This is a genomic window from Nonomuraea sp. WAC 01424 (assembly GCF_003947315.1).
GTDB classification, from domain to species: Bacteria; Actinomycetota; Actinomycetes; order Streptosporangiales; family Streptosporangiaceae; genus Nonomuraea; species Nonomuraea spiralis.
Window position 1 is genome coordinate 422,755 of sequence record NZ_QHHZ01000002.1, and the last position, 26,701, is coordinate 449,455.

General features: G+C 69.3%; 26 protein-coding genes, 1 tRNA gene, 1 pseudogene and 1 riboswitch. Of the genes and pseudogenes, 12 read left to right on the forward strand and 16 right to left on the reverse strand.

The genetic code is table 11. The features are described 5' to 3' along the window. The first annotated feature begins 47 nt into the window (after positions 1-47). Positions 48-1,271, forward strand: a complete 1,224-nt coding sequence (locus tag DMB42_RS07340) for an acyl-CoA dehydrogenase family protein (protein WP_125631929.1) — start codon at positions 48-50, stop codon at positions 1,269-1,271. Here DMB42_RS07340 and DMB42_RS07345 read toward each other — a convergent pair. Genes DMB42_RS07345 through DMB42_RS52995 form a run of 5 tightly spaced genes read right to left on the reverse strand, consistent with a single transcriptional unit; the run spans position 1,266 to position 5,067 of the window. Then, a complete protein-coding gene (locus tag DMB42_RS07345; protein ID WP_260477545.1) occupies positions 1,266-2,027 on the reverse strand; it encodes a polyphosphate polymerase domain-containing protein in 762 nt (253 codons plus the stop codon). The two genes, DMB42_RS07340 and DMB42_RS07345, sit on opposite strands and share 6 nt — an antisense overlap. Further along, positions 2,024-2,554: a DUF4956 domain-containing protein gene (locus DMB42_RS07350; RefSeq protein WP_125632679.1), complete on the reverse strand. Its 531-nt coding sequence runs from the start codon at positions 2,552-2,554 to the stop codon at positions 2,024-2,026. The genes DMB42_RS07345 and DMB42_RS07350 overlap by 4 nt, the downstream gene beginning before the upstream one ends. 24 nt (positions 2,555-2,578) lie before the next feature. Continuing rightward, positions 2,579-3,304: a response regulator transcription factor gene (locus tag DMB42_RS07355; RefSeq protein ID WP_125631930.1), complete on the reverse strand. Its 726-nt coding sequence runs from the start codon at positions 3,302-3,304 to the stop codon at positions 2,579-2,581. Then, positions 3,301-4,692, reverse strand: a complete 1,392-nt coding sequence (locus DMB42_RS07360; RefSeq protein ID WP_125631932.1) for a HAMP domain-containing sensor histidine kinase — start codon at positions 4,690-4,692, stop codon at positions 3,301-3,303. Before DMB42_RS07360 ends, DMB42_RS07355 begins: the two co-directional genes overlap by 4 nt. A gap of 18 nt (positions 4,693-4,710) precedes the next feature. Further along, positions 4,711-5,067, reverse strand: coding sequence for a hypothetical protein (locus tag DMB42_RS52995; RefSeq protein ID WP_185844499.1), 357 nt, complete (start codon positions 5,065-5,067; stop codon positions 4,711-4,713). A 136-nt stretch (positions 5,068-5,203) separates the two neighbouring features. Between DMB42_RS52995 and DMB42_RS07370 the strand changes: the two genes are divergently transcribed. Both DMB42_RS07370 and DMB42_RS07375 read left to right on the forward strand, forming a co-directional pair. Next, a complete protein-coding gene (locus DMB42_RS07370) occupies positions 5,204-5,995 on the forward strand; it encodes an SDR family oxidoreductase (protein WP_125631934.1) in 792 nt (263 codons plus the stop codon). Between the two features lie 41 nt (positions 5,996-6,036). Further along, on the forward strand, positions 6,037-6,870 hold the full coding sequence (locus DMB42_RS07375) for an SCO6745 family protein (RefSeq protein ID WP_125631935.1): 834 nt from the start codon (positions 6,037-6,039) through the stop codon (positions 6,868-6,870). 486 nt (positions 6,871-7,356) lie between these two features. On the opposite strand, the gene DMB42_RS07385 is transcribed toward DMB42_RS07375, so the two are convergent. Together DMB42_RS07385 and DMB42_RS07390 are read right to left on the reverse strand one after the other, a co-directional pair. After that, positions 7,357-8,166 (reverse strand): DUF6551 family protein, encoded by an 810-nt coding sequence (locus DMB42_RS07385; protein ID WP_125631937.1) that lies wholly within the window; start codon positions 8,164-8,166, stop codon positions 7,357-7,359. A gap of 55 nt (positions 8,167-8,221) precedes the next feature. Then, positions 8,222-8,533 (reverse strand): hypothetical protein, encoded by a 312-nt coding sequence (locus tag DMB42_RS07390; protein ID WP_125631938.1) that lies wholly within the window; start codon positions 8,531-8,533, stop codon positions 8,222-8,224. Between the two features lie 483 nt (positions 8,534-9,016). On the opposite strand from DMB42_RS07390, the gene DMB42_RS07395 reads away from it, so the two are divergent. Beyond that, entirely contained in the window at positions 9,017-11,416 is a 2,400-nt protein-coding gene (locus tag DMB42_RS07395; RefSeq protein WP_125631939.1) for a hypothetical protein, read from the forward strand. Positions 11,417-11,506: 90 nt separating this feature from the next. Further along, positions 11,507-12,358: pseudogene (locus DMB42_RS07400) on the forward strand (SDR family oxidoreductase). A gap of 28 nt (positions 12,359-12,386) precedes the next feature. On the opposite strand, the gene thiC reads toward DMB42_RS07400, so the two are convergent. After that, a complete protein-coding gene (thiC, locus tag DMB42_RS07405) occupies positions 12,387-13,865 on the reverse strand; it encodes a phosphomethylpyrimidine synthase ThiC (protein ID WP_125631940.1) in 1,479 nt (492 codons plus the stop codon). Beyond that, positions 13,858-13,970: riboswitch (TPP riboswitch) on the reverse strand. (Overlaps the previous gene by 8 nt.) Positions 13,971-14,006: 36 nt before the next feature. On the opposite strand from thiC, the gene DMB42_RS07410 reads away from it, so the two are divergent. From DMB42_RS07410 to DMB42_RS07425, 4 genes are all read left to right on the forward strand, one after another. Next, positions 14,007-14,615 (forward strand): class I SAM-dependent methyltransferase, encoded by a 609-nt coding sequence (locus tag DMB42_RS07410; protein WP_125631941.1) that lies wholly within the window; start codon positions 14,007-14,009, stop codon positions 14,613-14,615. 171 nt (positions 14,616-14,786) lie between these two features. Beyond that, the gene (locus tag DMB42_RS07415; protein WP_260477546.1) at positions 14,787-15,137 is read left to right on the forward strand and encodes a hypothetical protein; all 351 of its coding nucleotides are present in this window, start codon (positions 14,787-14,789) and stop codon (positions 15,135-15,137) included. A gap of 2 nt (positions 15,138-15,139) precedes the next feature. Next, positions 15,140-15,976 (forward strand): universal stress protein, encoded by an 837-nt coding sequence (locus DMB42_RS07420; protein WP_125631942.1) that lies wholly within the window; start codon positions 15,140-15,142, stop codon positions 15,974-15,976. A 102-nt stretch (positions 15,977-16,078) separates the two neighbouring features. Further along, a complete protein-coding gene (locus DMB42_RS07425; RefSeq protein ID WP_125631943.1) occupies positions 16,079-17,104 on the forward strand; it encodes a cellulose binding domain-containing protein in 1,026 nt (341 codons plus the stop codon). 32 nt (positions 17,105-17,136) lie between these two features. Here DMB42_RS07425 and DMB42_RS07430 read toward each other — a convergent pair whose 3' ends face one another. The 4 genes from DMB42_RS07430 to DMB42_RS07445 form a co-directional block, all read right to left on the reverse strand. Continuing rightward, positions 17,137-17,652, reverse strand: coding sequence for a YbaK/prolyl-tRNA synthetase associated domain-containing protein (locus tag DMB42_RS07430; RefSeq protein ID WP_221762041.1), 516 nt, complete (start codon positions 17,650-17,652; stop codon positions 17,137-17,139). Then, on the reverse strand, positions 17,642-17,941 hold the full coding sequence (locus DMB42_RS07435; RefSeq protein WP_229824239.1) for a helix-turn-helix transcriptional regulator: 300 nt from the start codon (positions 17,939-17,941) through the stop codon (positions 17,642-17,644). The genes DMB42_RS07430 and DMB42_RS07435 overlap by 11 nt, the downstream gene beginning before the upstream one ends. 85 nt (positions 17,942-18,026) lie before the next feature. Further along, on the reverse strand, positions 18,027-18,692 hold the full coding sequence (locus tag DMB42_RS07440; RefSeq protein ID WP_185844501.1) for an AIM24 family protein: 666 nt from the start codon (positions 18,690-18,692) through the stop codon (positions 18,027-18,029). Between the two features lie 121 nt (positions 18,693-18,813). Further along, complete coding sequence (locus DMB42_RS07445; RefSeq protein ID WP_125631944.1) at positions 18,814-19,200, reverse strand: response regulator transcription factor; 387 nt, start codon at positions 19,198-19,200, stop codon at positions 18,814-18,816. A gap of 114 nt (positions 19,201-19,314) precedes the next feature. Between DMB42_RS07445 and DMB42_RS07450 the strand changes: the two genes are divergently transcribed. Then, positions 19,315-19,386, forward strand: a tRNA-Arg gene (locus tag DMB42_RS07450). 204 nt (positions 19,387-19,590) lie between these two features. Here the strand turns inward: DMB42_RS07450 and DMB42_RS07455 are convergent. Then, entirely contained in the window at positions 19,591-19,962 is a 372-nt protein-coding gene (locus tag DMB42_RS07455) for a hypothetical protein (RefSeq protein WP_125631945.1), read from the reverse strand. Positions 19,963-20,214: 252 nt separating this feature from the next. On the opposite strand from DMB42_RS07455, the gene DMB42_RS07465 reads away from it, so the two are divergent. Further along, positions 20,215-22,788: an NACHT domain-containing NTPase gene (locus DMB42_RS07465; RefSeq protein ID WP_125631949.1), complete on the forward strand. Its 2,574-nt coding sequence runs from the start codon at positions 20,215-20,217 to the stop codon at positions 22,786-22,788. A 3-nt stretch (positions 22,789-22,791) separates the two neighbouring features. Here DMB42_RS07465 and DMB42_RS07470 read toward each other — a convergent pair whose 3' ends face one another. Then, the gene (locus DMB42_RS07470; RefSeq protein ID WP_221762042.1) at positions 22,792-23,760 is read right to left on the reverse strand and encodes a helix-turn-helix domain-containing protein; all 969 of its coding nucleotides are present in this window, start codon (positions 23,758-23,760) and stop codon (positions 22,792-22,794) included. A gap of 86 nt (positions 23,761-23,846) precedes the next feature. Here DMB42_RS07470 and DMB42_RS07475 point away from each other — a divergent pair, with 86 nt between their 5' ends. Further along, the gene (locus DMB42_RS07475) at positions 23,847-25,034 is read left to right on the forward strand and encodes an MFS transporter (protein WP_125631951.1); all 1,188 of its coding nucleotides are present in this window, start codon (positions 23,847-23,849) and stop codon (positions 25,032-25,034) included. Here DMB42_RS07475 and DMB42_RS07480 read toward each other — a convergent pair. Both DMB42_RS07480 and DMB42_RS07485 read right to left on the reverse strand, forming a co-directional pair. Continuing rightward, positions 25,004-26,200, reverse strand: a complete 1,197-nt coding sequence (locus DMB42_RS07480; protein WP_125631953.1) for a hypothetical protein — start codon at positions 26,198-26,200, stop codon at positions 25,004-25,006. The genes DMB42_RS07475 and DMB42_RS07480 overlap by 31 nt on opposite strands. Then, positions 26,197-26,697, reverse strand: coding sequence for a SigE family RNA polymerase sigma factor (locus tag DMB42_RS07485; protein ID WP_125631954.1), 501 nt, complete (start codon positions 26,695-26,697; stop codon positions 26,197-26,199). The genes DMB42_RS07480 and DMB42_RS07485 overlap by 4 nt, the downstream gene beginning before the upstream one ends. Positions 26,698-26,701: the final 4 nt, after the last annotated feature.

Consider the following 26,701-nt stretch of genomic DNA (forward strand, 5'->3'; position numbering starts at 1 on the left):
CGCGTTTTCGCCGATAGTACTATCGGTGAAATTGCCGAAGGAGAGTCATGGCCATCGATTTCACTCTCGCCCCCGAGCACGAGGAGATCCGCGGGCGGGTCAGGTCCTTCATCCAGGAGACCGTGATCCCGGCGATGTCCGGCGTGGAGGAGGGCGACCGGGACGCCTACCTGCGGACGATCTTCGAGCTGCGCGGCCGGGCGAAGGCCGAGGGGCTGTGGCTGCCGCACATGCCGAAGGAGTGGGGCGGCATGGGCCTCGGCCACGTCGAGCTGGCCATGGTGCAGTCGGAGGCGGCCAAGACCCGCATCGGCCCGTGGGTGCTCAACTGCCAGGCCCCCGACGAGGGCAACATGCACACGCTGCTCCACTGGGCGGACGCGGAGCAGAAGGAGAAGTACCTGCGCCCGCTGCTGGACGGCACGAAGATGTCGTGCTTCGCGATGACCGAGCCCGAGGTGGCCGGCTCCGACCCCACCCTGATCCGCACCGAGGCGGTCAAGGACGGCGACGAGTGGGTGATCAACGGGCACAAGTGGTTCATCTCCAACGCCCGCCGAGCGAGTTTCGCCATCCTCATCGCGCGTACCGAGAAGGACGTGCCCGAGGGCTCGCGCGGCGCGAACACGGCCTTCCTCGTGGACCTGCCCAACCCGGGCTGGAAGGACGTGCGCGAGGTCGAGACCATGCACGGCTCGACCGGCCACAGCGAGATCGTGATCGAGGACCTCCGGCTGCCCGACAGCGCGGTCCTGGGCGGGCGGGGCAACGGCCACCGGCTGGGCCAGTACCGGCTGGGCCCGGCGCGGCTGGCCCACTGCATGCGGTGGATCTCGCAGGCCGAGACGGCGCTGGACATGATGGTGGACCGGGCGCTCAACCGCTACAGCCACGGGTCACTGCTGGCCGAGAAGCAGGGTGTGCAGTGGCTGATCGCCGACTCGGCCATGGAGCTGTACCAGTGCAAGCTGATGGTGCTGCACGCCGCCTCGAAGATCGACAAGGGCGAGGACTTCCGTACGGAGGTGTCGATGGCCAAACACTTCGTGGCGGGCAGCCTCAACCGGATCGTGGACCGGGCGATCCAGGTGCACGGGGCCCTCGGCTACTCCACGGACACGCCGCTGGCGAGCATGTTCCAGCACGCCCGTTGGGCCCGCTTCGCCGACGGCGCCGACGAGATCCACCAGATGCGCATCGCCGAGCGCACGATCGCGGCGTACCAGGCGACGGGGTCGACGAGCGCGGCGACGGGCGGCCTCCCGCTATAGCCGGAAATATCCACGCATGACGGGCTGCCAGCGGTTGGCCGGGACACCCCGGAGCACGGCCACCGCCACGCAGTACTTGCTCACGCTGACCGGCCGCACCCCCAGCCCGCGCAGCACCCGGTCCACCACCGCCCGCCCGTCGGCCGACTTCGACTCCAGCAGCACCCGGTCGCGGCGGGCGGGCACACCCCGCTCGCCGTCGTGGCAGAACAGGCCGGTGTCGCAGGTGAGCCGGGCATTCCCGGCCCGGTCGATGAGCGTGACCCGCCGGTAGTCGGTGGACAACACGGGCCCCAGCGTCTCGGGCGCGGCCATGCCCAGCTCGTTGACCAGCGTCTCGCCGACGAACCGCATGGCCTCCGCAGTCAGCTCGCCGGCCGGGGCGGCGTCGTACGGGATGCGGTGTTTGTCGGTGCTGCCGCGTGTGCCGTTGAGCTTCAGCTCCAGCCATCGCCCGCCCCCGTCCAGGTACGTACGGGTGCGCACCTTGAACCTGCGCCGCCGTTCCTGCCGATGCTGGCGGAAGGTCAGCAGGTCGGGCGTGTCGAAGTAGGTCGAGGTGTAGCGGAACTGGCGCAACGTCCCGATGCGCAACACCGAGAACCGGTCGCCCAGCTCGGCCGCGAGCCTGGCCATGGTCGTGACGCCGACCACGTACTTGTGGTCCATCCGGCTCATCAGCTCGGGCACGTCGTCCAGCCCGAGCGGCGGCAACCCGGCCGCGACCCCGGCCATCAGCACGTCCGCGTCGCTCACCGGGCCACCTCGGCGATCTGGAAGCGCACGTCCACGACGGTCACGTCCCGCACGTAGTCCACCTGGGTGACGACGCAGTGCAGGACGCGGGCCCGCAGCCGGCTCTCCAGGTCGGCCCTGAGCAGCTCGGGGTCGCTGTGCACGACGTCCAGCGTCACGACCTGCTGCCTGGTACGGCCGAGCAGGCGCGGATGGTCGGCGACGTACACGATGGCCAGCAGCACGCCGTCCAGGAACAGCGCGGTCAGCGGGAGCTCGGAGGCGATGCCGTTCACCAGCCCGAGGACGATCGCGACGAAGTAGTACGCGATCTCCTGCTGGGTGATCTCGCTGGACCGCAGCCGGATGATCGACAACACCCCGAACAGCCCGAACCCGACCGCCAGGTCCACCCGCTGGACCAGCAGCAGGGAGACGACCGCGAAGATGCCCACGTTCAGCGCCACGTAGGCGAACAGCAGGTCGCGCCGGTGATGCCGCCGGTAGTACAGGCCGTAGGCGAGGACGCCGATCGCCGTCAGGTCCATCGCCAGTCCGGCCGTCACGGTTCGTCATCCCTTGTTCTCATGTCCACCAGCCTGCGGTTCCCCGGTGAGGGAGCCGTTAGCCTCGGGTGAGGCGGCTCTCATCCGGTAGCCCGTGCCGCGTACGGTCTCGATGCGGTCGGGGCCGATCTTCCTGCGCAGGTAGCGGACGTAGACGTCCACGACGTTCGAGCCGGGGTCGAAGTCGAAGCCCCAGACGTGGCTGAGGAGCTGCTCGCGGGTCAGCACCTGGTCAGGATGCCGGCAGAAGATCTCCGCCAGCGCGAACTCCCTGGTGGACAGGTCCACCACCCGGTCCCCCGCGTGCGCCCGCCGCGTCCGCAGGTCGAGCGACAGGTCCCCGACGTGCAGGACGGTGGCCTCGGGCGCGCGGTCGGCCCGCAGCCGCAGCCTGACCCGAGCCAGCAGCTCCTCGAAGGCGAAAGGCTTGGCGATGTAGTCGTCGGCGCCCCCTTCGAGGCCCGCGACCGTGTCGGTCACCCCGCCCCGGGCGGTCAGGATGATCACCGGGATGGCGACCTTCGACTCCCGCAGCCGCCGCAGCACGGTGAACCCGTCACTGAGCGGCAACCCGATGTCCAGCAATAACAGGTCGAACCCGCCCGAACTGGCCAGGTCGTAGGCCGCGACGCCGTCCGTCACCACGGCCGTCACGAAGCCGTTGCCGCGCAGGCCCTTCTCCAGGAACGCCGCGATCCTGCTCTCGTCCTCGGCGATCAGGATCCGGTTCATGTCCTGGCCAAGGGCAACGTCATCACGAAACAAGCGCCCCCCGCCGGGACGTCCGCCACTCTCACACCGCCTCCGTGCGCTTCGGCGATCGACCGTACGATCGCCAGCCCCAGCCCTGCCCCGTCATGCGCGCCCGTACGTCCCGAGCCCCTCACGAACCGCCGGAAGATGCGCTCCCGGTCGGCGGGCGCGACGCCCGGCCCGCTGTCGCGCACCCACAACTCGGCCCGGCCGTCCCGCAGGGCCGACCCGACCGCGATGAGGTCGTCGTCCATGGTGTGCCGCACGGCGTTCACGACGAGCTGCATGAGCGCCTGTGTGAGCCGCTGCCGGTCGGCCTGGACGCGCGCCTCGGCCACCTGGTCGACCCGCCACCGCCGGTCGCCCAGCGGCCGCGCCTTGGCGACCACGCTCACGGTGAGGTCGGCCAGCTCGACCTCCTCGACCGCGAGGAATCCGGGCTGCTCGGCCTTGGCCAGGGTGAGCAGGTCGTCCACGATCCGGTTCATGCGGTCCAGCTCGTCGGTGACCAGGGCCAGCGTCTCGGCCCGCTCGTCCGGATCGTCCCCCATCAGCTCAAGGTGCCCCCGGATGACCGTGATGGGGGTACGCAGCTCGTGCCCCGCGTCGTCCACGAACGTGCGCTGCACGGCGAAGGAACGTTCCAGACGGTCGAGCATGTGGTTGAACGTGGCGGCCAGCGCGGCCACGTCGTCGTCGCCGGTCACCTTGAGCCGGCGGGTCAGGTCGGCCGAGTCGCTGATCTGCTCGGCCGTCTGGCTCACCAGCCGCACCGGGGCCAGCACCCGCCCCGCCACGAACCATCCCGCCGCCCCCGCCAGCCCCAGCGCGGCCAGCGCCGACAACCCGAGCACGCGGACCGCGTCCACGATCTCCCCTCGGTGCCGGTCGTAGAAGACCGCCGCGACGAAGTGGCCCGTACGCGGGTCGGCCGCCACCCTGACCGGGATGACCGCGTACCTGACCGTGCCCTCCACGCTCTCGGTGTCGCCGTAGGCGGGCTCGGTGGCCGCGGCCAGGACCTTGATCAGGTCCCCGTCCGTGTCGAGCCGGGCCGGGGGCGTGACGGCGGTGATCCGGTCGGCCCGGCCGTCCACCATGCTGAAGAAGGTCTCCCAGCGGTCGGGGGAGTTGATCGCCAGGTAGCCGGTGAGCAGTTCCCGCACGTCGGAGACCGGCCGTCCGGTATGGGGATCGTGGGCGGTGGCGGCGTAGCGGCGCAGCTTCTCCGCCTCGTTGGTGAACTCCAGGTTCATCCGGACGTCGAGGCGGGCGAGCAGGACCGTCCAGGTCGCGAAGATCGAGACCGCGAGGGCCAGGCCGACCACGGCGAGCATCCAGCCCACGATCCGGGCACGGGCGCTCACCCGCATCCGGCCCCCCGCTCAGTCGTCATCGTCGCCGCCGTCATCGTCGCCGCCGTCGTCGTCGCCGTAGTCGTCGTCTTGGTGGCCGTCGTGGCCGTCGTCGTCATCGTCGTCGTCTCCGCCGGGCAGGCGGCGATGCTGGTCGTGGTCGCCATCATCATCGCCGCCTCCGGGCTTCGGCGAGGGTGGCTTCACGGGTTCCGCCTTGGTTCCCGGCGTCGTGAACGGCCGTACGCCGCCGGGCGACGTCCCCGGCGTGGGCGAGACCAGGACGGACTCCCCCAGATCGGGCCCGCCGTCGGCCGCCCGTACCCAGCCGACCGAGAGGAACCCCGCCGCCGTCATCCCTACGAGAAGGAGCACCACACGTTTCATGAGTACGAGCGTGCGCCCGCCCGAGGAGACCACCCTGAAGCCGAAATGAGGACCCTCTCATCCGCGCTTCCCCCTTCCCAGACCCCTCTTCTCCTAGAATGATGTTCTGATACCGGCTGGTCGGTCAGGAGGGCTCATGAGGGTACGGGACAAGGTCATCGTCGTCACGGGCGCGGCCGGCGGCATCGGACGGGCGATGGCGCTGCGCTTCGCCGCCGAGGGCGCCGCCGGGATCGTGCTGGCCGACCTCGACGAGGCCGGCGCGCGGGCCGTGGCCGCCGAGATCGGCGAACGGGCCGTGGCCGTACGCGCGGACGTGTCCGTCGAGTCCGACGTGACCGCGCTGGCCGAGCCCACCCCCTTCGGCCCCGTGGACGTGTTCTGCTCCAACGCCGGCATCATCGGCGGCCCCGGCCTCGACGCCCCCCTCCAGGAATGGACCTCCCTGTACGCGGTCAACGTCCTGGCCCACGTGCACGCCGCCCGTGCCGTCATCCCCGGCATGCTCGAACGCGGCGGCGGCTACCTGCTGAACACCTGCTCCGCGGCCGGCCTGGTGAGCTGCCCCGGCGACGCCCCGTACGCCGTCACCAAGTCGGCCGCCATCGCCTTCGCCGAATGGGTGGCCATCCACTACGCCACGCAGGGGATCAAGGTCAGCGTCCTGTGCCCACAGGGTGTGCGTACCGGGATGCTCGAACGCGGCGTCGAGGAGGACCACCTGACCGCGCGGGCCGTGGGGGCGTCGGGCGCGATCCTCGACCCCGCCGACGTGGCGACCGCCGTGATCGACGGCCTGGCCGCCGAACGTTTCCACATCCTCCCCCACCCCGAGGTGGCCGAGTTCGTCCGCCGCAAGGCCGAGTCCCCGGACAGATGGCTGGCCGGCATGGCCGCCTTCGTCACCTCCCTGACCCCCACCCCATAGCCCCCCACCACGTACAGACCCCGTGAAAGGCCCGTCCGACCATGGACCAGCACCTCATCCGGGCCGCCCGTCAGGCCTGGCGCCGCCTCGAACCCGTCCACGGAATGATCTACTTCGTCCCCGAGGCCACCACCCGCTACGCGACCCTGGGCCTCACCGGCATGTCCGGATATTTCACATCACGCTCCGCCGCCCTCGGCGCCGCCCCCGCCGACCTCGTCATCGCCACGTTCTACAACTTCAACCCCGACCTCGTACGCCGCTCCCTCCCCTGGGACAAGGTCACCCCCGCCCAGGTCCTGCAAGCCCGCCTCGAAGCCGCCGCCGAAGCCCTCCGCCGGGCCGCCGTGCACGAACTCCCGGACCTCCTCCCCGTACTCGCCCTGGCCCGCCGCGCCGCCGAGGCCGCCCGCGACCACCCCCAGGGCCGCCCCCTGTTCGCCGCCCACGCCGCCCTCCCCTGGCCGGACGACCCCGTCCTCCAGCTCTGGCACGCCCAGACCCTCCTGCGCGAGTTCCGCGGCGACGGTCACGTGGCGACCCTCCTCTCGGAAGGCATCACCGGCCTGGAGGCCCTGGTCCTGCACGCGGCGAGCGGCGAGGTCGCGAAGCCGTTCCTCACCATGAGCCGCGCCTGGCCACCCGACCAGTGGGCCCGCACCGAGACGACCCTGCGCACCCGCGGTCTCCTGAACGACGACAACGACCTGACCTCCGAAGGCCGCTCCCTACGCCACCACCTCGAAACCCGTACAGACACCTTGGCCATGCCCGCGTACGGCGCCTTGGGCGAGTCCGGCTGCGACCGCCTGGCCGAACTGTCCCGTCCCTTCGGCCGCAGAGTCGTGGACGCGGGCCTGCTCAAACTCACCTGATCACCGCTTGTTCGCACGCGACAAAGGCAGCCATGAAACGCCAGAGGGACCATTGCAAGCCCTAGAATGCGAGGACGTCACGCGCCTCGCCACCATGGTCTAGCCATTAGAAGCGTCGAGAGAAGGCACTCATGGCCAGGATAAAAGAGTTCTTTGAAACCCATCAGAACGCCCAGCCGCATCCGACGGAGGTGGAGTGTGGCTACCAGGGAGTAGACACGCCCCATGGCAGACTTCTACAGCTGAGTACGTACGGCTCCGACGATCGACAATCCCACAAGAAGGTCAGTCAAACGCTCCAATTGAGCCGTGAGCAAGCCGCCACTCTTCTCAAGATTATCAAAGAAACCTTTCCTGACTTGAGATAGACGACATCCACAAACCAGATACACGCCTCTCGTCCTTGCGACGTCGCGCCGCAAGGACGAGAGGCTTCCCCTCACCGGCACGCTCACATTGTGTGGCTGTGCCGGCGTTTGACGCTAACTATCCGACGCGGTTAGCGGCTGTTCGTCCCTTGTTCCAGCTTTCGATGACCATCTGATAGCACTGGCTCTCTCGGGATCCAGTGCCGCTGTTGTTGTAACCGCCGTTTGAGGCTCGGGTCAGCGCCTCCGAGCGCCAGCGCGCCGCCAGGCCCCGCTTGAGTATCTTCTTCGCCAGCTCGCTGTCATCGACGCCGGAGCCGTGACGATGAAGGAACATCGCCACACCGCCCAGAATCACCCCGTCCCAGGACTCTTTGTCCCTGCCCCATGCCGCCTCGACCACCTTCAGGGTGCGGTCCAGGACCTCCGCCCCGTATTGCCGGGTGATGCGCAGCACGGCCGACACCGCGCCCACGCTGTTCGTCGAACTCGACCCCAGACCAAGGGCATGCCTCTTAAGCACGTTGTCAACGCTCACACACAGAGCATCGCCCGCAGTTAAGCCGACCTTGTACTCGTCAAGAGTGCTGACCTTCGCGGACTCTCGATTCTTGATAAGAAAGAGAGTCGCCTCCTGCTGCTGGTTAAGACCGTAGTGAATTTCCGCCTTGAGCGTCCGAAGGCCTCGAATCCTGCAAGCTTCGGTGCGGTGCATGCCGTCGACGACGTACCGGTTGCCATCAGCGCGCTCAGATACGACGATGGAACCAAGGGCATCGACGATCAGGCCGTCAGCAATACTCTTGGCCCGCTTCACATTGAGCCCACGCTGCGCGTCTTCATCGAACTTCAGCGTATCGATATCAACCTCAACGCCGTACTCAACGTGATGATCTGGAAGAACGTACTGGAAGCGAGACTTGGCCATTAGGCGAGACCTCCGTATCTAGGGTTGGCTAGAGCCGCGATGTGAGTCAGGGCAACTACAGCGGCGGGGGAACCCGCTTAAGGAACTCGGTCGCGACCTTCTCGCTCGTCGTCGACACCGTCCTACGGGCATCTCCGTTCCGCTCTTCCCAGCACAAGACCGGTGGCTTCCGCTGTTCTCGGGAGCCAGTCGCCCCGAGCTTCCCACTCTGCTCGGCCATTGAGTCAAGCCACACCGCTAGTACGACCAGGACCAGCACAGCAGCCCATACCAGCAGGTTGTACTTCCATTCGGTGGCGAAGTTAACGGCGACACCGATGCCAGCTGTAGCAAGAGCGCCCCAGAGCTTCCAGGACTTGAGGTTCATATCCGATGACCTCTCAGGACGGATTCCCAGTTGAAAGGCCGTCCCGTGCTCGGCTCACACCTCAGGCCTACGCCTGGCACTCTAGCGACGATTGAGACTTGGGCACAAATAGAACACTAGACATGTTTCACCCCAGAACTTCTACAGAGGCGGACATTCGGACATGTCTGCCCACGTCACACAACCCCCAAGGCCGAGATGCTAGTTCGATAACAAAGAGGTAACGAGCGAGTGATGCTCGACAGACGTCGAGCACAGGCCGGATGGACGTGCGGCGACTCAGACGAAACACACTGGCGTAGTCTCTCCCGCCCTCATGGCCGAGGCACTCTCTGGGACAGCTCAGCGCGAAGGCAGCGAAGCAGCGCCACCGCTAAGAACACGACAAGCGACATAACTCGTGTCCGGATGAGGTCACCGCTCTGCCCGCGGAGGGGCGAGGGGAGGAGCATCGAGCTGAACGGTGACGCGGGAAGGGCGGCGATGAAGCGGAAACGCACCAAGAGCCAGATCGGTACGAAGTCGTCGGGACGGAGCAAGACGGCCCCCCGTAAGAAGACCAAGGGCGATCCCGAGGACGAGACCACCCCCGTCGTCCACCTGCAGAAGCGCAAGAGCGCGCCGGTCCTGACGCTGGGCAGGCACCAGAGCATGGAGATGGATTCGGACACGGCCCCCCGTCCCACCACCATCACCGTCTCCAAGCCGCACACCGACATCTGGGGCACGGTCAAGTTCCAGGCCCGGAAGCACGACCTTCCGGCGGGCGGGGTCGTGCATCTGCGCCCGCTGGTGGACCTGCGGGGCGGCACCGGGCCGAAGAAGATCGCCGGGATCCTCATCAGCAGGCTCCAGCGCACCCCCTCCCCCTTCGGCAACCGCATGGGCGACCACACGACCTCGTGGCAGGGGGTCGTGGACTCGGTACGCGCCTCGCTGTACGGCAAGACCGTCAAGGAGGCGGCCACGGCGCTGCTGGCGATGCAGGCCACGGCGCAGGCGCAGGTGAGCGACCCCGACGGCGCGGCACGCGACCTGCTCATGCGCCTGGAGACGGTCGACGCCACCGACGCGGCCGGCCGGATCGAGCCGCTGGAGAACTCGGCCCGCCTGGTCGCCGAGCAGTGTGCCATAGCCCTGAGCGAGAAGAACGAGAGCAAGGCGGCCCAGGCGCTGGCCACCGCGGTCGCCCAGCATCTCAACTTCCTGAACCACCTGCCGGTCAGCACCGTCCCGGCCGCCTCGGCCAGGGGCTCGACGGGGTCGGGAGAGGGCACCTACCGGGGCGCCCTGCTGGCGTACGAGGCCAAGGCGGCGAAGCTGGCCGCCGACAAGGGCACGGCCGCCCCCAAACCCCGCACGTACGAGCAGAACGACATGAGAACGGCCCTGTGGAAGATGTTCGCGTTCGACGCGGCGATGCGCGAGTCGTACGTCGAGTACGCGCTCAACCCGCAGTCCTACGGCGACGTGGCCGAGCAGTACTCCGAGCTCCAGAAGGTCAACGACGAGCTGGACAAGGCGCTGACGGCCGTGGCGACGAACAAGGGCCGGGTCGAGGCGCTGAAGGACATCCCCGGGCTGCTCGGGCGGATCGACGACGTGCAGAAGACGGCCGGGATCTACCAGGGCATGCACCGGGCGGCCGGTGCGCTCAAGGCCAAGGCGGAGGACGCGCGCACCCGGCTCCAGCAGCCGCACACCGCGCGCCGGGCGGAGACCGCCAGGAAGGTGATCGCCTCGGCGAAGAACGCCCACATCCTCGCCGAGGCCGGCCAGGTCGCCGCGGACCTGAAGAAGATCGGCGACGGCGCGCCGGAGTACGCGGTCGTCGTCCTGTCCAACCTGCTGTACAAGCACCTGCGCGTCATGGCCGCCGCCTACCCGCACGCGGTGACCGCCGCCGGGCTGCCCGATCCGGTGAGCGGCAAGCTCGGCCGGCCCGCCGCCGAGATGATGGTCAAGCAGCTCGAAGGGGCGCTGCGCAGGGAGTACATGGACCTCTTCCCGAAGCGGACCGAGCCGGAGCAGTACGCGCCGCTGATCGAGAGCATCACGCGGACGCTCGCCGGCCTACCGCCGATCACCGTCGAGCCGAGGACGACGTCCTGGGCGTCGGAGGCCGCCGACACGAACCTGGTCGTGGACTTCGACCCGGCGCTGAAGGAGTCGCTGGTCATCAACGGACGCGCGCCGGCCCCGCCGGGCGTCGCCGGGATGGGCTGCCACACCACCGCCTGGGCGATCGAGACGCAGCACGCCAACCACCTGGTCTCGGACGCCTCCTCCGGCCCCCAGGCGGTCAAGGCGCTGAAGGAGGCCGTACGCAAGGACCTCCAGTCGCGGGTCATGGAGCTGGCCGCGCTGCTGCCCGCCGAGCAGATCGAGGGACGCCAGCTCGCCGGCCTGTTCGACGAGGCCGCCTCGGTGCTGAACGCCCCCGACGCCTCCACGGCCGCCATGGCGTACCTGTCGTTCCGCAACCTGATGCCGTTCGCGACGGTCAACGAGGGCGACCGCGGCGGCCACGCGGAGAAGAAGGACGGCGGGCTGGACATCACGTTCGACAAGACGGCGATGAAGCTGGCCGCCGACCACAAGCGGGACGAGCTGACCACGGATCCCAAGTCCCTCGCCGGCAAGCTGCTGGCCGAACGGGACCTGCTCGCCACGGAGCTGGAACGCTGGGAGGACGACGACACGCTGGCCACCGCCGTCGAGACCGTCCGCGCCCGGCTCAAGGAGCAGGCCGACTTCCTCAAACGCGCCAAGCGCGACGAACTGGCCGAGTACGCCGAGGAGGCCGGCAAGAAGGTCTACGACACCCGGCTGGTCGAGCACAAACGGGTCTGGAAGGAGGTGCAGACCTTCCGCAAGGACTGATCGGCGCAACCCTCCGCCCCGGAAGGGCGCGTACGCAAAGTGGGCAGAACGTGACGTTATCCATACCGCGCCCGGGGAAGATCGCCGGACATGCCGGAAACGCCACCGCCGCAGAACCAGCCGTACCCGGGCCGCACGGGCGAGATGTCGCCGGAGCCGCGCGACGAGATGCGCGGTTACGAGGGCCGTGACCTGCTGGCCGGCAAACGGGCGCTGATCACCGGCGGCGACTCGGGCATCGGCCGGGCGGTGGCGGTCGCGTTCGCCAAGGAGGGGGCGGACGTGGCCGTCGCCTACCTCGACGAGCACGACGACGCCAACCACACCCGCGGCCTGGTCGAGCGCGAGGGCCGGCGCTGCGTGCTGCTGCCCGGCGACCTGGGTGACCGCGACCACTGCGCGGCGGTCGTGGAGCAGGCGGTGTCCGAGCTGGGCGGCCTGGACGTCCTGGTCAACAACGTGGCCTATCAGGCGCCGGTGGACTCGCTGGAGGAGTTGTCCGACGAGCAGTGGGAGCACACGTTCGCGGTCAACATCCACAGCTACTACCGCGTCACCAGGGCCGCGCTGCCGCACCTGCGGGAGGGCGGCGCGATCGTGAACACCTCCTCGATCAACGGCCTGCGCGGCAACAGGACCCTCATCGACTACGCCGCCACGAAGGGCGCGATCAACGCCTTCACCTACTCCATGGCCCAGAACCTGGTGGATCGCGGCATCCGGATCAACGCCGTCGCGCCCGGCCCGGTCTGGACGCCGCTGATCCCGGCCACGATGCCTCCGGAGAAGGTGGAGAAGTTCGGCGCGCAGGTGCCCATGAAGCGGGCCGCCGACCCCGACGAGATCGCCCCTTCGTAAGTGTTCTTCGCCGCCGACCGGCTGTCCTCCTACTACACGGGTGAGGTGCTGGCCCCGATCGGCGGCGAGACGCTTCCCGGCTGACTCCCCGGCTGGCTCCCCGGCCGGCCGGCTACAGGTAGATCGAGCCGCCCTGCCGGGTGAACTCGGCCGCCTTCTCGGCCATGCCCGCCCGTACCTCGTGGCTGAGCTTCATCGAGCAGAACTTCGGGCCGCACATCGAGCAGAAGTGCGCGGTCTTCGCGGGCGCGGCGGGCAGGGTCTCGTCGTGGAAGGCGCGCGCGGTGTCCGGGTCGAGCGACAGGTCGAACTGGTCCTCCCAGCGGAACTCGAACCGGGCGTCGGACAGCGCGTCGTCCCACGCCTGGGCCTGCGGGTGCCCCTTGGCCAGGTCCGCCGCGTGCGCCGCGATCTTGTACGTGATCACGCCGGTCTTGACGTCGTCCCGGTTGGGCAGGCCCAGGTGTTCCTTGGGGGTGACGTAGCAGAGCATGGCGGTGCCGTACCAGGCGATCATGGCGGCGCCGATGCCTGAGGTGATGTGGTCGTAGCCGGGGGCGATGTCGGTGACGAGCGGGCCGAGGGTGTAGAAGGGCACGTCGTCGCAGAGCTCGCGTTGCAGGTCGACGTTCTCCTTGATCTTGTGCATCGGCACGTGGCCGGGCCCCTCGATCATGACCTGCACGTCGTACGCGTGCGCGACCTTGGTCAGCTCGCCCAGCGTGCGCAGCTCGGCGAACTGGGCCTCGTCATTGGCGTCGGAGATCGACCCCGGGCGCAGCCCGTCGCCCAGCGAGAACGTCACGTCGTAGCGGGCCAGCAGGGCGCACATCTCGTCGAAGTGCTCGTACAGGAAGCTCTCGCGGTGGTGGGCCAGGCACCAGGCGGCCATGATCGAGCCGCCGCGCGAGACGATCCCGGTCCTGCGCCGGGCGGTCAGCGGCACATAGGCCAGGCGCACGCCCGCGTGCACCGTCACGTAGTCGACGCCCTGCTCGCACTGCTCGATCAGGGTGTCGCGGTACACCTCCCACGACAGCGCCTCGGGACGCCCGCCCACCTTCTCCAGCGCCTGGTAGATGGGCACGGTTCCGACGGGCACGGGCGAGTTGCGGATGATCTGTTCGCGGGTGTCGTGGATGTTCGGCCCGGTGGACAGGTCCATGACGGTGTCGGCGCCCCAGCGGGTGGCCCAGGTCATCTTCTCGACCTCCTCCTCGACGGAGGAGGTGACGGCGGAGTTGCCGATGTTGGCGTTGATCTTGACGAGGAAGTTCCTGCCGATGGCCATCGGCTCGGACTCGGGGTGGTTGACGTTGGCCGGGATCACCGCCCGGCCGGCCGCGACCTCCTGCCGTACGAACTCGGGGGTCATTCCCTCCCGTACGGCCACGAACTCCATCTCCTTGGTGATCACCCCGCGCCGCGCGGCGCCGAGCTGGGTGACCGGCGACCCCCATGCCGACCGGTCGGTACGGGACGGCCCGGAGGTGTCGTAGAGCCGCACGGACGTGCCGTTCGTGAGCCTGACCTCCCGCATGGGCACCTGAAGGTCACCGATGTGGATCTTGGAAAAGCGCGCGTCGCTCATCGCGCAAACTCCCTTCGCCGGCATTATCCGGAGCAGGTTCTGGCGGTCGGCGGCTGTCAGCCGTCCTCTCAGCCCGGTCCGCACCGGGCTCCCGCGTTGGTCAACCGCGATAATAACTCCGTGCGTGGCAGGATCAAGGGGATGTCTGATCCCATAGCGCACACGACCGCCACCTACGACCGCATCGCGAGCTACTACGACGAGCGGTTCACCGACCCCCCTCCCGCGTTCGCGGCCTTCCGTGAGCGCTTCGCCTCCGCCCTGCCCGCCGGGGCGAGGATCGCGGACCTCGGGTGCGGACCCGGGCGCGAGGCGGCCTGGTTCAAGGAACGCGGACTGGCCCCCGTCGGCGTGGACCTGTCGATCGGCATGGCCAAACTGGCCGCCGGCCGAGGCGTTCCCACCGTTCTGGGCGATCTGCGGTACCCGCCGCTGCCGCCCGCGTCCGTGGACGGCATCTGGTCCGCCGCCGCCCTCCTGCACGTGCCGTCCGAGCAGACCGAGCCGACGTTGCGCGCCTGGCACGCGGTGCTGCGGCCCGGCGGGGTGCTCGGGCTGATCACCGCCCTGGGGGAGAGCGAGGGGTGGGAGCCGGTGCCGTACCGGACCGAGTACGAGCGCTGGTTCGTGCACCGCGACCCAGGCACCCTGCTCGCGGCGCTGGACGCGTGCGGTTTCGAGGTCTCCTGGCACGAGTCGAACGCCACCCACCGCACCTGGTTCAACGTGCTGGCGACGGCTCGCGGCTGACCCCGCCACCTCCGGGGACGCTCGCCCGATATGTGGCGAATTATTCCCCGATGACCGCCATGCCGCTGCACGCGGGCGCCGAGCGTCCCGCGACCGGCATGGCGGCCGGCATGGCGGCCGGCCCCAGGTTTGGCGATCGCCCCTGGCGGTACGGACCCCTTCAGGGGAACTATGATGAAGATCGCCGCTGTGGCCGCGATCGTGGCTCTGACCACGATCGGACCGGCTGCCGCCTCTGGAGACGGCATCGAGCAGCAGGAAGTGAGCAAGCAGCAATACCAGACGCTGACCGCCCAGTGCCGCTACGCCGACACTCAGAGCCTGCGCGCCAAGTGCAGGCAGGCGGTCAGGGAGAACTACCGTATCGGCAAGCGCAACCGTTCACTCGACTGCCGGACCTACTCCGGCGTGACGGTCTGCGGCGAACTGCTCCTCAGCAAGACCGAGCGCGCGTGCATCGAAGAGTCCACCAGACAGGGCCTGGCGTATCGCCGGGCCGAAGTGGAATGTTACGTGGCCTGACCATGATCGTCGTAGGTGTGGACGGCTCGCCGACCGGACTGCTGTCGGTCGACTGGGCCGCCAAGGAGGCAGTGCTGCGCGGGGTTCCGCTGACCGTGGCCCACGTGGTGCCCGACTGGGTCTGCCACCCGCTCCCCGGCCGGTACGCCGAGGTGGGCAAGTGGATGCGCGACGGCGCCCGGGAAATACTCGCGGACGCCGAGCGGCAGGCCCGCGAGCAGGGCGCCGAGGTGACCACGGAGCTCGTGCCCGGCGATCCCCGCGCCGCGCTCATCAAGACCGCCGAGGAGGCCGAACTGCTGGTCGTCGGCAGTCGCGGCCTGGGCGGCGTACGGGGGCTGCTGCTCGGCTCGGTCGCCCACGGGGTGGCCGCGCACGCCCCTACTGACGTCGTCCTGGTCCGCGACCCGCCGGCCGTCCCGCGCGGGGAGATCGTGGCCGGCGTGGACGGCTCCGAAGGAGGCCGCCGCGCGCTGGAGTTCGCCTTCGCCGAGGCCGAACTGCGCGGCGCCAGGCTGCGCGCGGTGCAGGCGTGGGCCTGGCCGCGACCTTCGGGCTTCGAGCCGGCCGACCCCGAGGCCGAACGCGAGGCCCGCGAGGCCCTGCGCCTGCACCTGCTCGTACCCCGGCAAGGTCACCCGAGCGTGGAGGTGATCGAGGACGTCGTGCACGGCCATCCCGTCGAGGTGCTGCGCGAGGCGGCGTCCGGCGCCGACCTGCTGGTGGTCGGCACGCGCGGCCACGGCACGCTGAAGGGCATGATCATGGGCTCGGTCAGCCAGGCCATGCTGCACCACGCGCCCTGTCCGATGGCGATCGTGAAAGTTACATCCTCGTAGCAGGCGTTCCCGCAGGTCACCCCCCTGGGCCGGGACGCCTGCCTTTCCCGTTCCCCCGCCCGCTCCTACCATCTGCGCAGACCACGGGACGGGAGCGGACACATGCGCAGGATCAGCGCCTTACTCACGGCGATGCTGGCACTGGCCGGAACGGTGCTCTTCCTCACCACCGGCCCGGCCGGCGCGGCGGCCGTCCGGATCATGCCGCTGGGCGACTCGATCACCGGATCCCCCGGCTGCTGGCGGGCCCTGCTGTGGAACAAGCTCCAGAGCACCGGCTACACCGGCGTCGACTTCGTCGGCACCCTGCCCCCGCAGGGCTGCGGCGTCGCCCACGACGGCGACAACGAGGGCCACGGCGGCTACCTGGCCACCAACATCGCGAACCAGGGCCTGCTGCCCGGCTGGCCCGCCGCCACCAGGCCCGACATCGTCGTCATGCACCTCGGCACCAACGACGTGTGGAGCAACATCGCCCCGGCGACGATCCTGGGCGCGTTCACCACGCTGGTGAACCAGATGCGGGCGAGCAACCCCGCCATGAGGATCCTCGTCGCCAAGATCATCCCGATGAACCCGCCCACCTGCTCCGAATGTGCCCAGCGGGTCGTGGCCTTCGACAACGCCATCCCCGCCTGGGCCGCCGCCACGACCACCCAGCAGTCCCCCGTCACGGTCGTGGACCAGTGGACGGGCTTCAGCACGAGCACGGACACCTACGACGGCGTGCACCCGAACGCCTCCGGCGACCAGAAGATGTCCGACGCCTGGTATCCGGCCCTGACCGCCGCCATGTCCGTCACCACGCCCAGCCCCACGCCCTCCGGAGGTGCTGGTTGCACGGCGGTCGTCAAGACCGTCGGCCAGTGGCAGGGCGGCTTCCAGGGCGAGGTCACCGTCAAGAACACCGACGCCTCCCCCACGACCGGCTGGAACGTCGGCTGGACGTTCGCGGACGGTCAGCGGATCACCCAGCTCTGGGGCGGCCTGCTCACCCAGACGGGCTCGTCGGTGTCGGTGCGGAACGAGACCTGGAACGGCGCCCTCGCCCCCGGCGCGACGACCACCTTCGGCTTCCTGTCCTCCTGGACCACCGCCAACACCCCACCGACGCCGACCTGCACCTGAGTGCTTCTGGATGTCGACGCCCGCCCTCGCGCCTACCCGGCGCTCGGCACGGTCGCCGGGGCCGCGATCCCGGCCACGCGCGGCGCGGCGAGCCGTACGTAGTCGTCGGTGGCCAACGCCAGCGAACGGTCGAGCCGCGCGGCGTTGAAGTAGATCTCCGGCAGCTCCAGCAGCGAAGGATCGACCACGAGCTCAAGGCGGGGATCGTAGCTGAACGGCAACACCGTCCCGCTGACGCTCCCCGCCAGCTCCTCGGCCCTGTCCTTGTCGGCGAAGGCCACGTACGTGCCCTCCAGCAGCCCCTTGACCGCCTGCAGATCCAGCCGGGCGTCACCCGGTACGACGGCCAGCACGTGCCGGGTCGTCTTCTTGCCGATCTTGACCATCACGATCAGGCACTTGGCCGCCTGCTCGACCCCGTGCCCCCGCAGGGCGCTCACCAACTCCGTACGCCCCTCGGCCGGATGGTCGATCACCCGGTACCGCGCGCCGCCTGCGTCGAGATCGGCGATCAGACGTCCGTAGGCGTCGACCGAGTCACCAGTCACTGCTCAACATCTCCTTGACCTTGGCGATCCGGTCCTCGTCGCGCTGGTAGAACACCCATTGCCTGATCTTCCTGCCCCGGATCAGCCCCGCCTTGGCCAGCACCTTGAGGTGCTCTCCGCAGGTGGGCTGGCTCACGCCCAGCTTCTCGGCGATGAACAGCGAACAGACGCCGTCACGTACGAGATCGCCGTCGCGCTGCGGGCGGAAGTGCCGCTCGGGGTCGCGCAGCCACTCAAGGATGAGCAGCCGCTTGTCGCTGGCCAGCGCCTTGACCAGATCCACGTCCACCAGGGCATTATGGCAATTAGCTAATTACCTGTCTACGCCTCGCCGCACGCCCGGCGCCCTCACGACGCCTGCACGACCGGCGTTCTCATGACGCCTGCACCACCGGCGCGCCTTCGCTCGCCTGCACCAGTACGAACCCCTGCCCCCGGAACGCCAACTGCATGGCCTCGCCACTGCCCCGCCCGATCAGGGCCCCCACTTTCATCGTGCGATTGACCCCGACCTGCAGCCCGGTGCTCCAGCACACCGCCGCCTGCCCGTCCACGAACGTCGGCATCCTCGCCACGTCCAGCAACACCGGCGTGCCGTGCGTGGTCACCGCCACCCATCCGGTGCCGGTCACCGTGGTGTTGAACAGCCCGCCCGCCGCGACCCCGGCCCCCTGAACCCGCTGGATGTCCCACCTGAGCTCCGGCCCGAACGCCAGCAGGTTCCGTCCGTTGACCGTGAGCCCCTCGTTCTCCAGGTAGAACAGGTGGATGTCGTCGGCGTTGTCGGCCAGGTAGAGCAGCCCCTGTCCCCGTACGCGCATGAGGGAGGTGCCCTCCCCCGTCACGGCCTTCTTGAACAGCTTCCCGAGCCCCCCGGCCCCTTCGTAGTCGAACTCCATCTGCCCCTGGAACGCGACCATGGACCCCTGCTTGGCCAGCACCTCATGAGGCAACTGCACCCGGAGCATCTTGTGGTTCTCCAGGGCGAAGCCGGCGGGAAGCGGCTGGGCGTCCAGGTTGCCGAAAATCGAACTGCGCACGTCGTACCTCTCACACGTCGATGGTCGTCGCCGCCGACGTGCACCCGAGCCCGGCCGGGACGGCGCTCCCCTCGCCGCTCCCACCAATCCCGGCGCCTCGCCCCCAGCGCCTACAAACCCATCAACTCTGAGCCCCGAAAGCGAGTTCCCGCACCACCTGAATGAGCTCGGCCGGATCGAACGGCTTCGTCAGATAAGCGTCGACCCCGATCCCCAGCCCCCGCCTCCGGTCATCGTCCTGCGCCCGCGCCGTGATCAGGACGACCTTGATATGACTGGTCGCCTCCTCCGTACGCAACTTCTCCGCCGTCGCCCACCCGTCGAGGCACGGCATCATCACGTCCAGCGTGATCACATCCGGCATGACGTCCATCACGCGATCCAGACAGTCCTGCCCATCGGTGGCGGTCGACACCTCGAACCCCTCCAGGTTCAGGTTGACCGCGATGAGCTGCCGGATGACCTCGTCGTCATCCACGACCAGTACTTTGCCAAGAACGTCGCTCACGGGCGCAAAGCTAGCCCGTAGCGGGGCGGTCACGCGGGGTTTTCGCAGGATGCGTTCGAGGAGCGTTATCTGGTGCCGAGTGGTCCCCGGATGCTGATAGCCTTATCACTCGTCGCCCCCTTAGCTCAGGGGATAGAGCACCGGCCTCCGGAGCCGGGTGCGTAGGTTCGAATCCTACAGGGGGCACACAATCTTGATCAGCGGTTCAAGCCGCTGACCAGGGCAGACATCACAAGTACGGGCGGGCCTCCAGTCTCACGGAGTCCCGTCCGTTCTCGTTGGCGCTCGCCGACTGTAGACCATGATCGAGGGGCCGCCAGTCGGTCTTCCTGTGGCGGCTGGCGGGCGACTGTCCGGCCTGCTGCGCTCTCAACGCGTTGGTGGGGCGAATCAACCGGTGAAGTGGGGCACAACAGTGGCGAATCGGTAGAGCTCGCCGGCGAGAAAAGGGAACGAGACGGCAACCGCTATCTTGCTCCGCCAGAAGAAGGCCATGGTCAACGCAAAAAAGAAGACGGCGAAACCGGATGCGCCTGTCGCGATCAGCACTAAGTCTGGGTCGCTGTAATCAGGCATTCCGGGGTCCCAATTATGGTTGGTAGGCGTCTGGCTTACCAGGGACGTGAGCATCCCGAGCGATCCCGTGAACACGCCCATGGCGAGGCGGGCCACTCTGGAGATCGCGTGTGCTGCCGCCAGGCGGCGCTGCTCTTCTCGCATCCGTTGGACGGCCGGATCGGACAGGCCGCCAAATGACTCCACGTCGACTCCTCATACGCATCGACATCCAACGTTGAGTGATTGTATTCGCTGACGACTTCGACGTAGGTCGCACGAGCAGTGGGGGCGAAAAGGGGCCTTGTGAAATGGCAGGGCCGGGGAATGGGGGCAGGGTTCGTCTCGGTGGGTGTCGGTTGCCAGGGGTGGGGGCCGTGACCAGGGGCGGAGATGCGGGGTTGGTGGGGATTGGGGGAAGAGGGGACACATCTGTGTCGACAGCTTCATAATTCCGTCATGAACCGTGAGTACCGGTACGGCGACGCGGTGCGTCTGCTGGGTGGCACGGATCCGGCGATCAAGAAGCTGGACACGCTGCTCGGTCTGGGCACGCTCGGTCTCTGGGACCTCGTCGACGCCAAGAACGAGCTCATCAGGCTGGGCAACGACCTGCTCGGACGATGGCGCGAGTGGCGGTCCGGCGACGACTGGCGCAGCCGTACCGAACGGATCGAGGCCGCTCACGAGATCCTCGTGATCACGTCGCTCTTCGAGGCCGTGGACGGCCTGAGGCTCCCGTTCACCGACGACGACCTGCGGCTCGTCAAGCGGACGGCGGGCGCGCTCACCCCGAAGCGGCGCGGCAAGCTCCAGGACAACGTGCGCATCGTCCTGGACGGCCTTGAGGTGCCGCCGTGCCCGTCGCCGCAGCGCCCGTACGAAGACGTCAGGGCCGACATCGTCACGTTCTACGAAAGGCTCGCGCACAACATGCTCAGCGTCCTCAAGGGCGTCGCCGGCTGGGACGAGCTGACCTCTCACGGAGAGGAGCAGATCATCATGGAGGTCGGCATGGCGCTGCCGGGGCTCGCGCTGGCCCGGTACGAGGACGGCTACCGGCGGCTGGCGGGCGACGTGCCGGAGTTCGCGTTGTGGGCCCAGATGACCGAGCACCAGGCCACCCGGGCCAGCCTCGCGGGGCTGGAACGGGTGCTGGCGGGGATGACCGCCGGCAAGGTCCTCCCCGTGGAGCTTGAGGCGTTGAGGAGAACGCAGCAGAACGCACTCGCGTGTTCGGTGGCGGAGACCGGCGACGTGCCCGTCGGGATGCGATTACCGACGTTGGAGGAGGCGTACCTGCCGCAGCGGTTCCGCGCGGGTGAGGTGTTGTCGGGACGGGACAACCCGAGCATGGAGTCCTGGTGGAAGGACAAGCCGGTACGCGAGGACCTGCCGAGCTTCCTCGCCGCCTGCCTGACGCGCTCGGCGGCGGGACGTACGCCGGTGATCGTGCTGGGCCAGCCGGGTGCGGGCAAGTCGGTGCTCACCAAGATCCTCGGCGCGCGCCTGCCGACGGCGTTCTTCCCCGTCCTGGTGCCGTTGCGCGAGGTGTCGGCGAACGCCGACGTCCAGGAGCAGATCGAGGACGCGATCTATCACGCGACCGGGGAGAAACTGCGCTGGCCCGCTCTCGCCCGATCGGCGGGGAACGCGTTGCCGGTGCTGATTCTCGACGGCTTCGACGAGCTGCTGCAGGCGACCGGCGTCAGGCAGTCCGACTACCTGGGAAAGGTCGAACGTTTTCAGGAGCGGGAGGCGGCGGCGGGGCGTACCGTCGCGGTCATCGTCACGTCGCGCACCGCCGTGTTCCATTGTGCGCAGCCCTCGACGAGCACGATTGTCACGCGGCTCGAACCGTTCGACGAGGATCAGATAGGCCGTTGGCTGCGCGTCTGGAACAAGACCAATTCCTCGTACTTCAACAGGCTCGACGTGAAGCCTTTCACGCTCGCCCTGGCATTGGCCCATCGCGATCTCGCCGAACAGCCGCTGCTCCTGCTCATGCTCGCGCTGTACGACGCCGACGACAACGCGCTGGGAAAGGCCGCACCCGGCCTGGGACAGGGTGAGTTGTACGAGCAATTGATCATCAGCTTCGTCAAGAGGGAGCTGAAGAAGGGCCGGTGCCCGACCTACGAGCTGGACGACCGCGCCGAGCTGGAGCTGCAACGGCTGGGTTTCGTGGCCTTCTCCATGCTCAACCGGCGCAGCCAGTGGGCCACGTCGGTGCAGGTGAGCGACGATCTGGGCGCTCTTCGACAGGATCTGCGTGAGCCCAGTTTCTCCACTCCGGCGAGCCTCGGGGAGCAGACCTTCGGCCGGTTCTTCTTCATTTACGAGGCGAAGGCGGCCCGGGACGCGGACGTGGTCCGCGCGTACGAATTCCTGCACGCGACGTTCGGCGAATTCCTCATCGCGCGGCTCGTCAAATCGTTGCTGACCGAGATGGTCTCCATGCCCCGGCGTATTCTCACGGAGACCCTGGACGATTCCCTGTTGCGTTCGCTGCTGTCGTGGGCGACCCTGTCGTCGCGCGCCCCGGCGGTCGTGTTCCTGGCGGAGCTGGCCAAGATGGGCCAGGACGCCGATCGCTGGCACGCCCTGGTACGGCGGCTTTTCAAGCGGCTGAATGCGCAGACCGATGTCGACCTGCCCAATTACCGGCCCAGGATCGCCAGTCCCGCGGAGCGGTACGCGTACTATTCGGCGAATCTCCTGGTGCTCGCCGTGACGACCGCGGAACAGGTGCTGGCCTCCGATCTGCTTCCGGGTCTGGAAGATCTGCCGACCGAGTGGAAACGGTACTTCTATCTGTGGCAGTCGCAGTTCGTGGGCGAGGAGTGGGCGGCCCAGCTGCGCGTGGTAACCAGTACGCCGAAGGTGAGCTCGGACGACCTCGTCCTGCGGATGAACCCGGCGATCAGCGGCGAGGAGGCGGCCGGTGAACTGCCGACCGGCGGGATCGGCCCGCTGACGGTGTTCACGCGGACCTACGTCGACCTCACGTCGCCGGGCGACGAATCCGCGTGAAGCTCACGTGCGGGTCTCGTGGAAGGCCCTGCGGTACTCGGTCGGGGTGACGCCGACGGCGCGGGTGAAGTGGTGCCGGAGGTTGCCCGCCGAGCCCAGCCCGCACTCCTCGCCGACCCGGTCCACGGGCAGGTCGGTGGACTCCAGGAGCTGCCTGGCCCGGGACAGCCGTTGCGCGTGCAGCCAGCGCAGGGGCGTGGTGCCGGTGGCGTCGTGGAAACGCCGGGCCAGGGTACGGGAGCTCAGCCCGGCCTGCCTGGCCAGCTGGGCGACGGTGAGCGGGCGGTGCAGGCGCTCGGTCGCCCACTGCAACACCGGCGCGAGGCCGTCGCCCTCGGTGCGGGGCATCGGGGCCTGGATGTACTGGGCCTGGCCGCCCGGCCGGTGGGCCTGGACGACGAGGCGGCGGGCCACCTGGTTGGCGACCTCCGAGCCGAGGTCCTGGCGGATGACGTGCAGGCACAGGTCGAGCCCGGCGCTGCGGCCCGCGCTGGTCAGGATGTCGCCGTCGTCCACGTACAGGACGGACGCGTCCACGCGGACGCGCGGATGGCGGGCGCGCAGCAGGTCGGCGCGCATCCAGTGGGTGGTGGCGGTACGGCCGTCGAGCAGGCCCGCGGCGGCCAGCGCGAACGCGCCCGTGCAGAACGAGACCAGGCGCGCGCCGCGGTCGTGCGCGGCTCTGAGCGCGTCCAGCAGGTCGGCGTCCAGCCGGGCGTCGCCGTCCACGTAGACGCCCGGGAGCGCCGGTACGACCACCGTGTCGGCGCTCACCAGCGCGTCGAGCCCGTACGGCGGCGTCAGCGCGAACCCGTTGCGGGTGCGGACCGGGCCGGAGGCGGCCAGGCGCAGCTCGTACCAGGGGTCGGCGAGGTCGAGCCGCTCCAGGCCGAACGTCTCGCAGGCGATGGACAGTTCGAACATCGGCATGCCGTCGATCACGGCCACCGCGACCACTCCAGGAGCCTTCACGTGTCCCAGACTAGCGGCAGGATTTTGACGAAGGTGGGCAGTCCTGCCACTCGTGGCGGCAGAACGACTTCGCCAGGGTGAGGTGAGTGAACGACATCACCATCAAGGCCGGGGTCATCGGTCTCTGCCTGGCCGCGTCGGCCACGCCGTCCCCGCTCTACAAGCTCTACGCGTCCGCCTGGGAGATCCCGACGTCCACGCTGACGCTGGTCTACGCCGCGTACTGTCTCGGTGTGCTCGCGGCGCTGCTGCTGTTCGGGCGGATCTCCGACTCGTGGGGACGGCGTCCGGCCATTCTGGCCGGACTCGCCGGGCTGCTCGTCTCGCTCGGGCTGTTCCTGGCGGCGTCGGGGGTGGGCTGGCTGTTCGTCGCGCGCGGCCTTCAGGGCCTGGCCACCGGCGTCGCGATCAGCGCCGCCGGCGCGGCCCTGCTCGACCTGCGTCCCGCCGCCGCCGGGCTGCTCAACACGCTGGCCAGCGGGCTCGGGGTGGGGGTCGGCGGGCTGCTCGGCGCGGTATTGGTCGAGTACGCGCCCGCCCCGCTCCTGACGCCCTTCGCCGTGCTCGCGGCGGTGGACCTGCTCCTGCTCGCCGGGGTCCGGGCGCGGCCGGAGACGGTGGGCGCGCGGGCCGGGTTCAGGATGGCGGCCCCGGGCGTGCCGAAGGAGATCCTGGGGCCGTTCGTGTTGTCGGGGCTCGGGGTGACGTCGTCCTGGTCGATCGTCGGGTTGTACCTGGCCCTGGTGCCCGCGCTGGCGCCCGCCCTCATGGGCTCGGCGGGGAACCTGCCCGGCGGTATGGCCATCTTCGTCATGGGCACGGCCGCCGCCCTGGCCCCCGTGCTCGCCCGCCGTCTCCCCTCCTCCGCCGGGCGCGGCCTGCCGGTTTCCGGCCAGCTCTCGTCCGGCATGCTCGTCCTGGCCGCCGGCGTCGCGCTGCTCACGCTGTCGATCTCGGCCGAGAGCGCCGCCGGGTTCGTCGTGTCCAGCGTGGTGATCGGCCTCGGCGGCGGTCTCGGGCTCGGCGGGTCCCTGGGGCTGCTGGGCGCGGCGGCGCCGCCCGAGCACCGGGCCCGGGTGATGTCCGCGTTCTACGTCGTCGCGTACGCCGCCATCTCCCTGCCCGCCATCGGCGCCGGGTTCGCGGTGCGGGCTCTGGGGCCGGTGGCCACGTTCCGCGTCTTCGGCTTGGGCATCGTCGTCGTGGCCCTGGTCACGTTCCTGCTCGCCAGGGCCCGTCGCGGCTACCGGATCTCGGCCAGGTCGATCAGGTAGAGGTCGTTTCCGACGGTGTAGCTGAGGAGTCTGCCGGTCGGGTCCGCGGACGGCAGTCGTATGGAGTCGCCCTCCCCGGGGATGCCCAGGTCGCCTGACTCGCCGGTGTCCAGGTCGTACAGTCCCGCGCCGGCGATCTTCCTGTCGCCGTACGTGGAGACGTAGAAACGGTCCTGGGTCGGCGGGTCTCCCTGGGCCACGATGCCGGGCACGTCCTTCTGCGACGAGCCGTCCCGGTTACGGAAGAACGTGGAGCCGTCGCGGGTCCCGCCCAGGCAGAGTGTCACGCCGCACAGGAGCAGTTCCTCGCCGGGACGGATGACGGCCGTCCTGACCTCGCCGGTCTCGACGTTCCTGATCCGTTCGAACACCGTGCCGTGGGGCTCTCCGCCCTGCCCCGGCGTACCGATCCACGGCCAGGACAGCAGGTGCATCCCGGCGCCCACGTCGATCGGCGTCACGGCGCCGCCCGTCAGGGGGACGGTGAAGACGCCGCCGACGTACAGAGAGAAGACGATCTTGCCGTCCACCACGGTGAGGTTGTCGATCCCGCTGCCGTCGCCCTCCTTGATGCTCTGGCCGGCGACGATCCTGGGCGTGCCGCCGCCGACCGGGACCGCCCACAGGCGCGCGACGCGGTCCTTCGTCGCGGTCCACCAGACCACCTGGCCGCCGCCCACCGCGAACCTCGCGATCAGCCCCCCGTCGGTCTCCGGCACGGCGGCGATCCTGCGTTGAGCGCCGCTGTCGAGGTCGTAGGCGTAGAGAGCGGTCGTCCGCCCGGAGCCCACCCACGTGGCCATGAGCAGCGTACGGTCGTCGACGAACGCCACCGGTTGCCGCACCGCCCCGTCGGGCCCCTTCTCCGGGATCTTCCGCACCGCCTTCGGCCAGACCTTCTCCACGGGCCGGGACGGCTTCGCGGCACGCACCCCGGAGGCGGCCTCGTGCTGCGACACCGTCGTGGTCCCGCCGCCGCCGCCCGTCACGGCCAGCGTCCCGCCCGCGACCAGGACGACCGCCGCGGCGGCCAGCGCCGTCCTGGTACGGCGCCGTCTGCGCAGGTGCATGCCTTCGAGCCGCGCGGGCAACCCGACCGGCAGCCGGGGCGCCTGCCCAGCCGCCTGCCCGAGCGTCCTGCTGAGAGTCTCCTCGACCTCGTTCACAGCGTCCTTCCCCTGGTCATCGAGTTGCTCGGGACTGCGGCGCGGAGCTTGTCCAGCGCGCGGGCCGCCTGGCTGCGGACCGTGCCGCGGGAGATCCCGAGCACCGCGGCGATCTCGGCGTCGTCGAGCTGCTCGTAGTAGCGCAGCACCAGCACCGCGCGCTGCTTGCGCGGCAGCCCGGCCAGCGCCTGCCACATCCTGCGTTCGTCGCCGCTGGGCAGCGGGTCGTGGTGCTCGCCCTCCGGCAGGTCCCAGGCCAGCAGTTCGCGTCTGCGCACCCGCCAGGCCGCGATGTGCAACCTGGCCATCGTGGTACGCGCGTAACCCTCCGGGCTCTCCTTCGAGCGCAGTCGAGGCCAGGCGCCGCGCAGCTTCAGCAGCGCCTCCTGAACCAGGTCGGCCGCATCGTGCGGATTGCCGGCCAGCACGTAGCCGTAGCGCAGCAGCGCGTCGCCGCGTTCGGCGACGAACTCCGCGAAACGGGGATCGCCTTCCAACAGT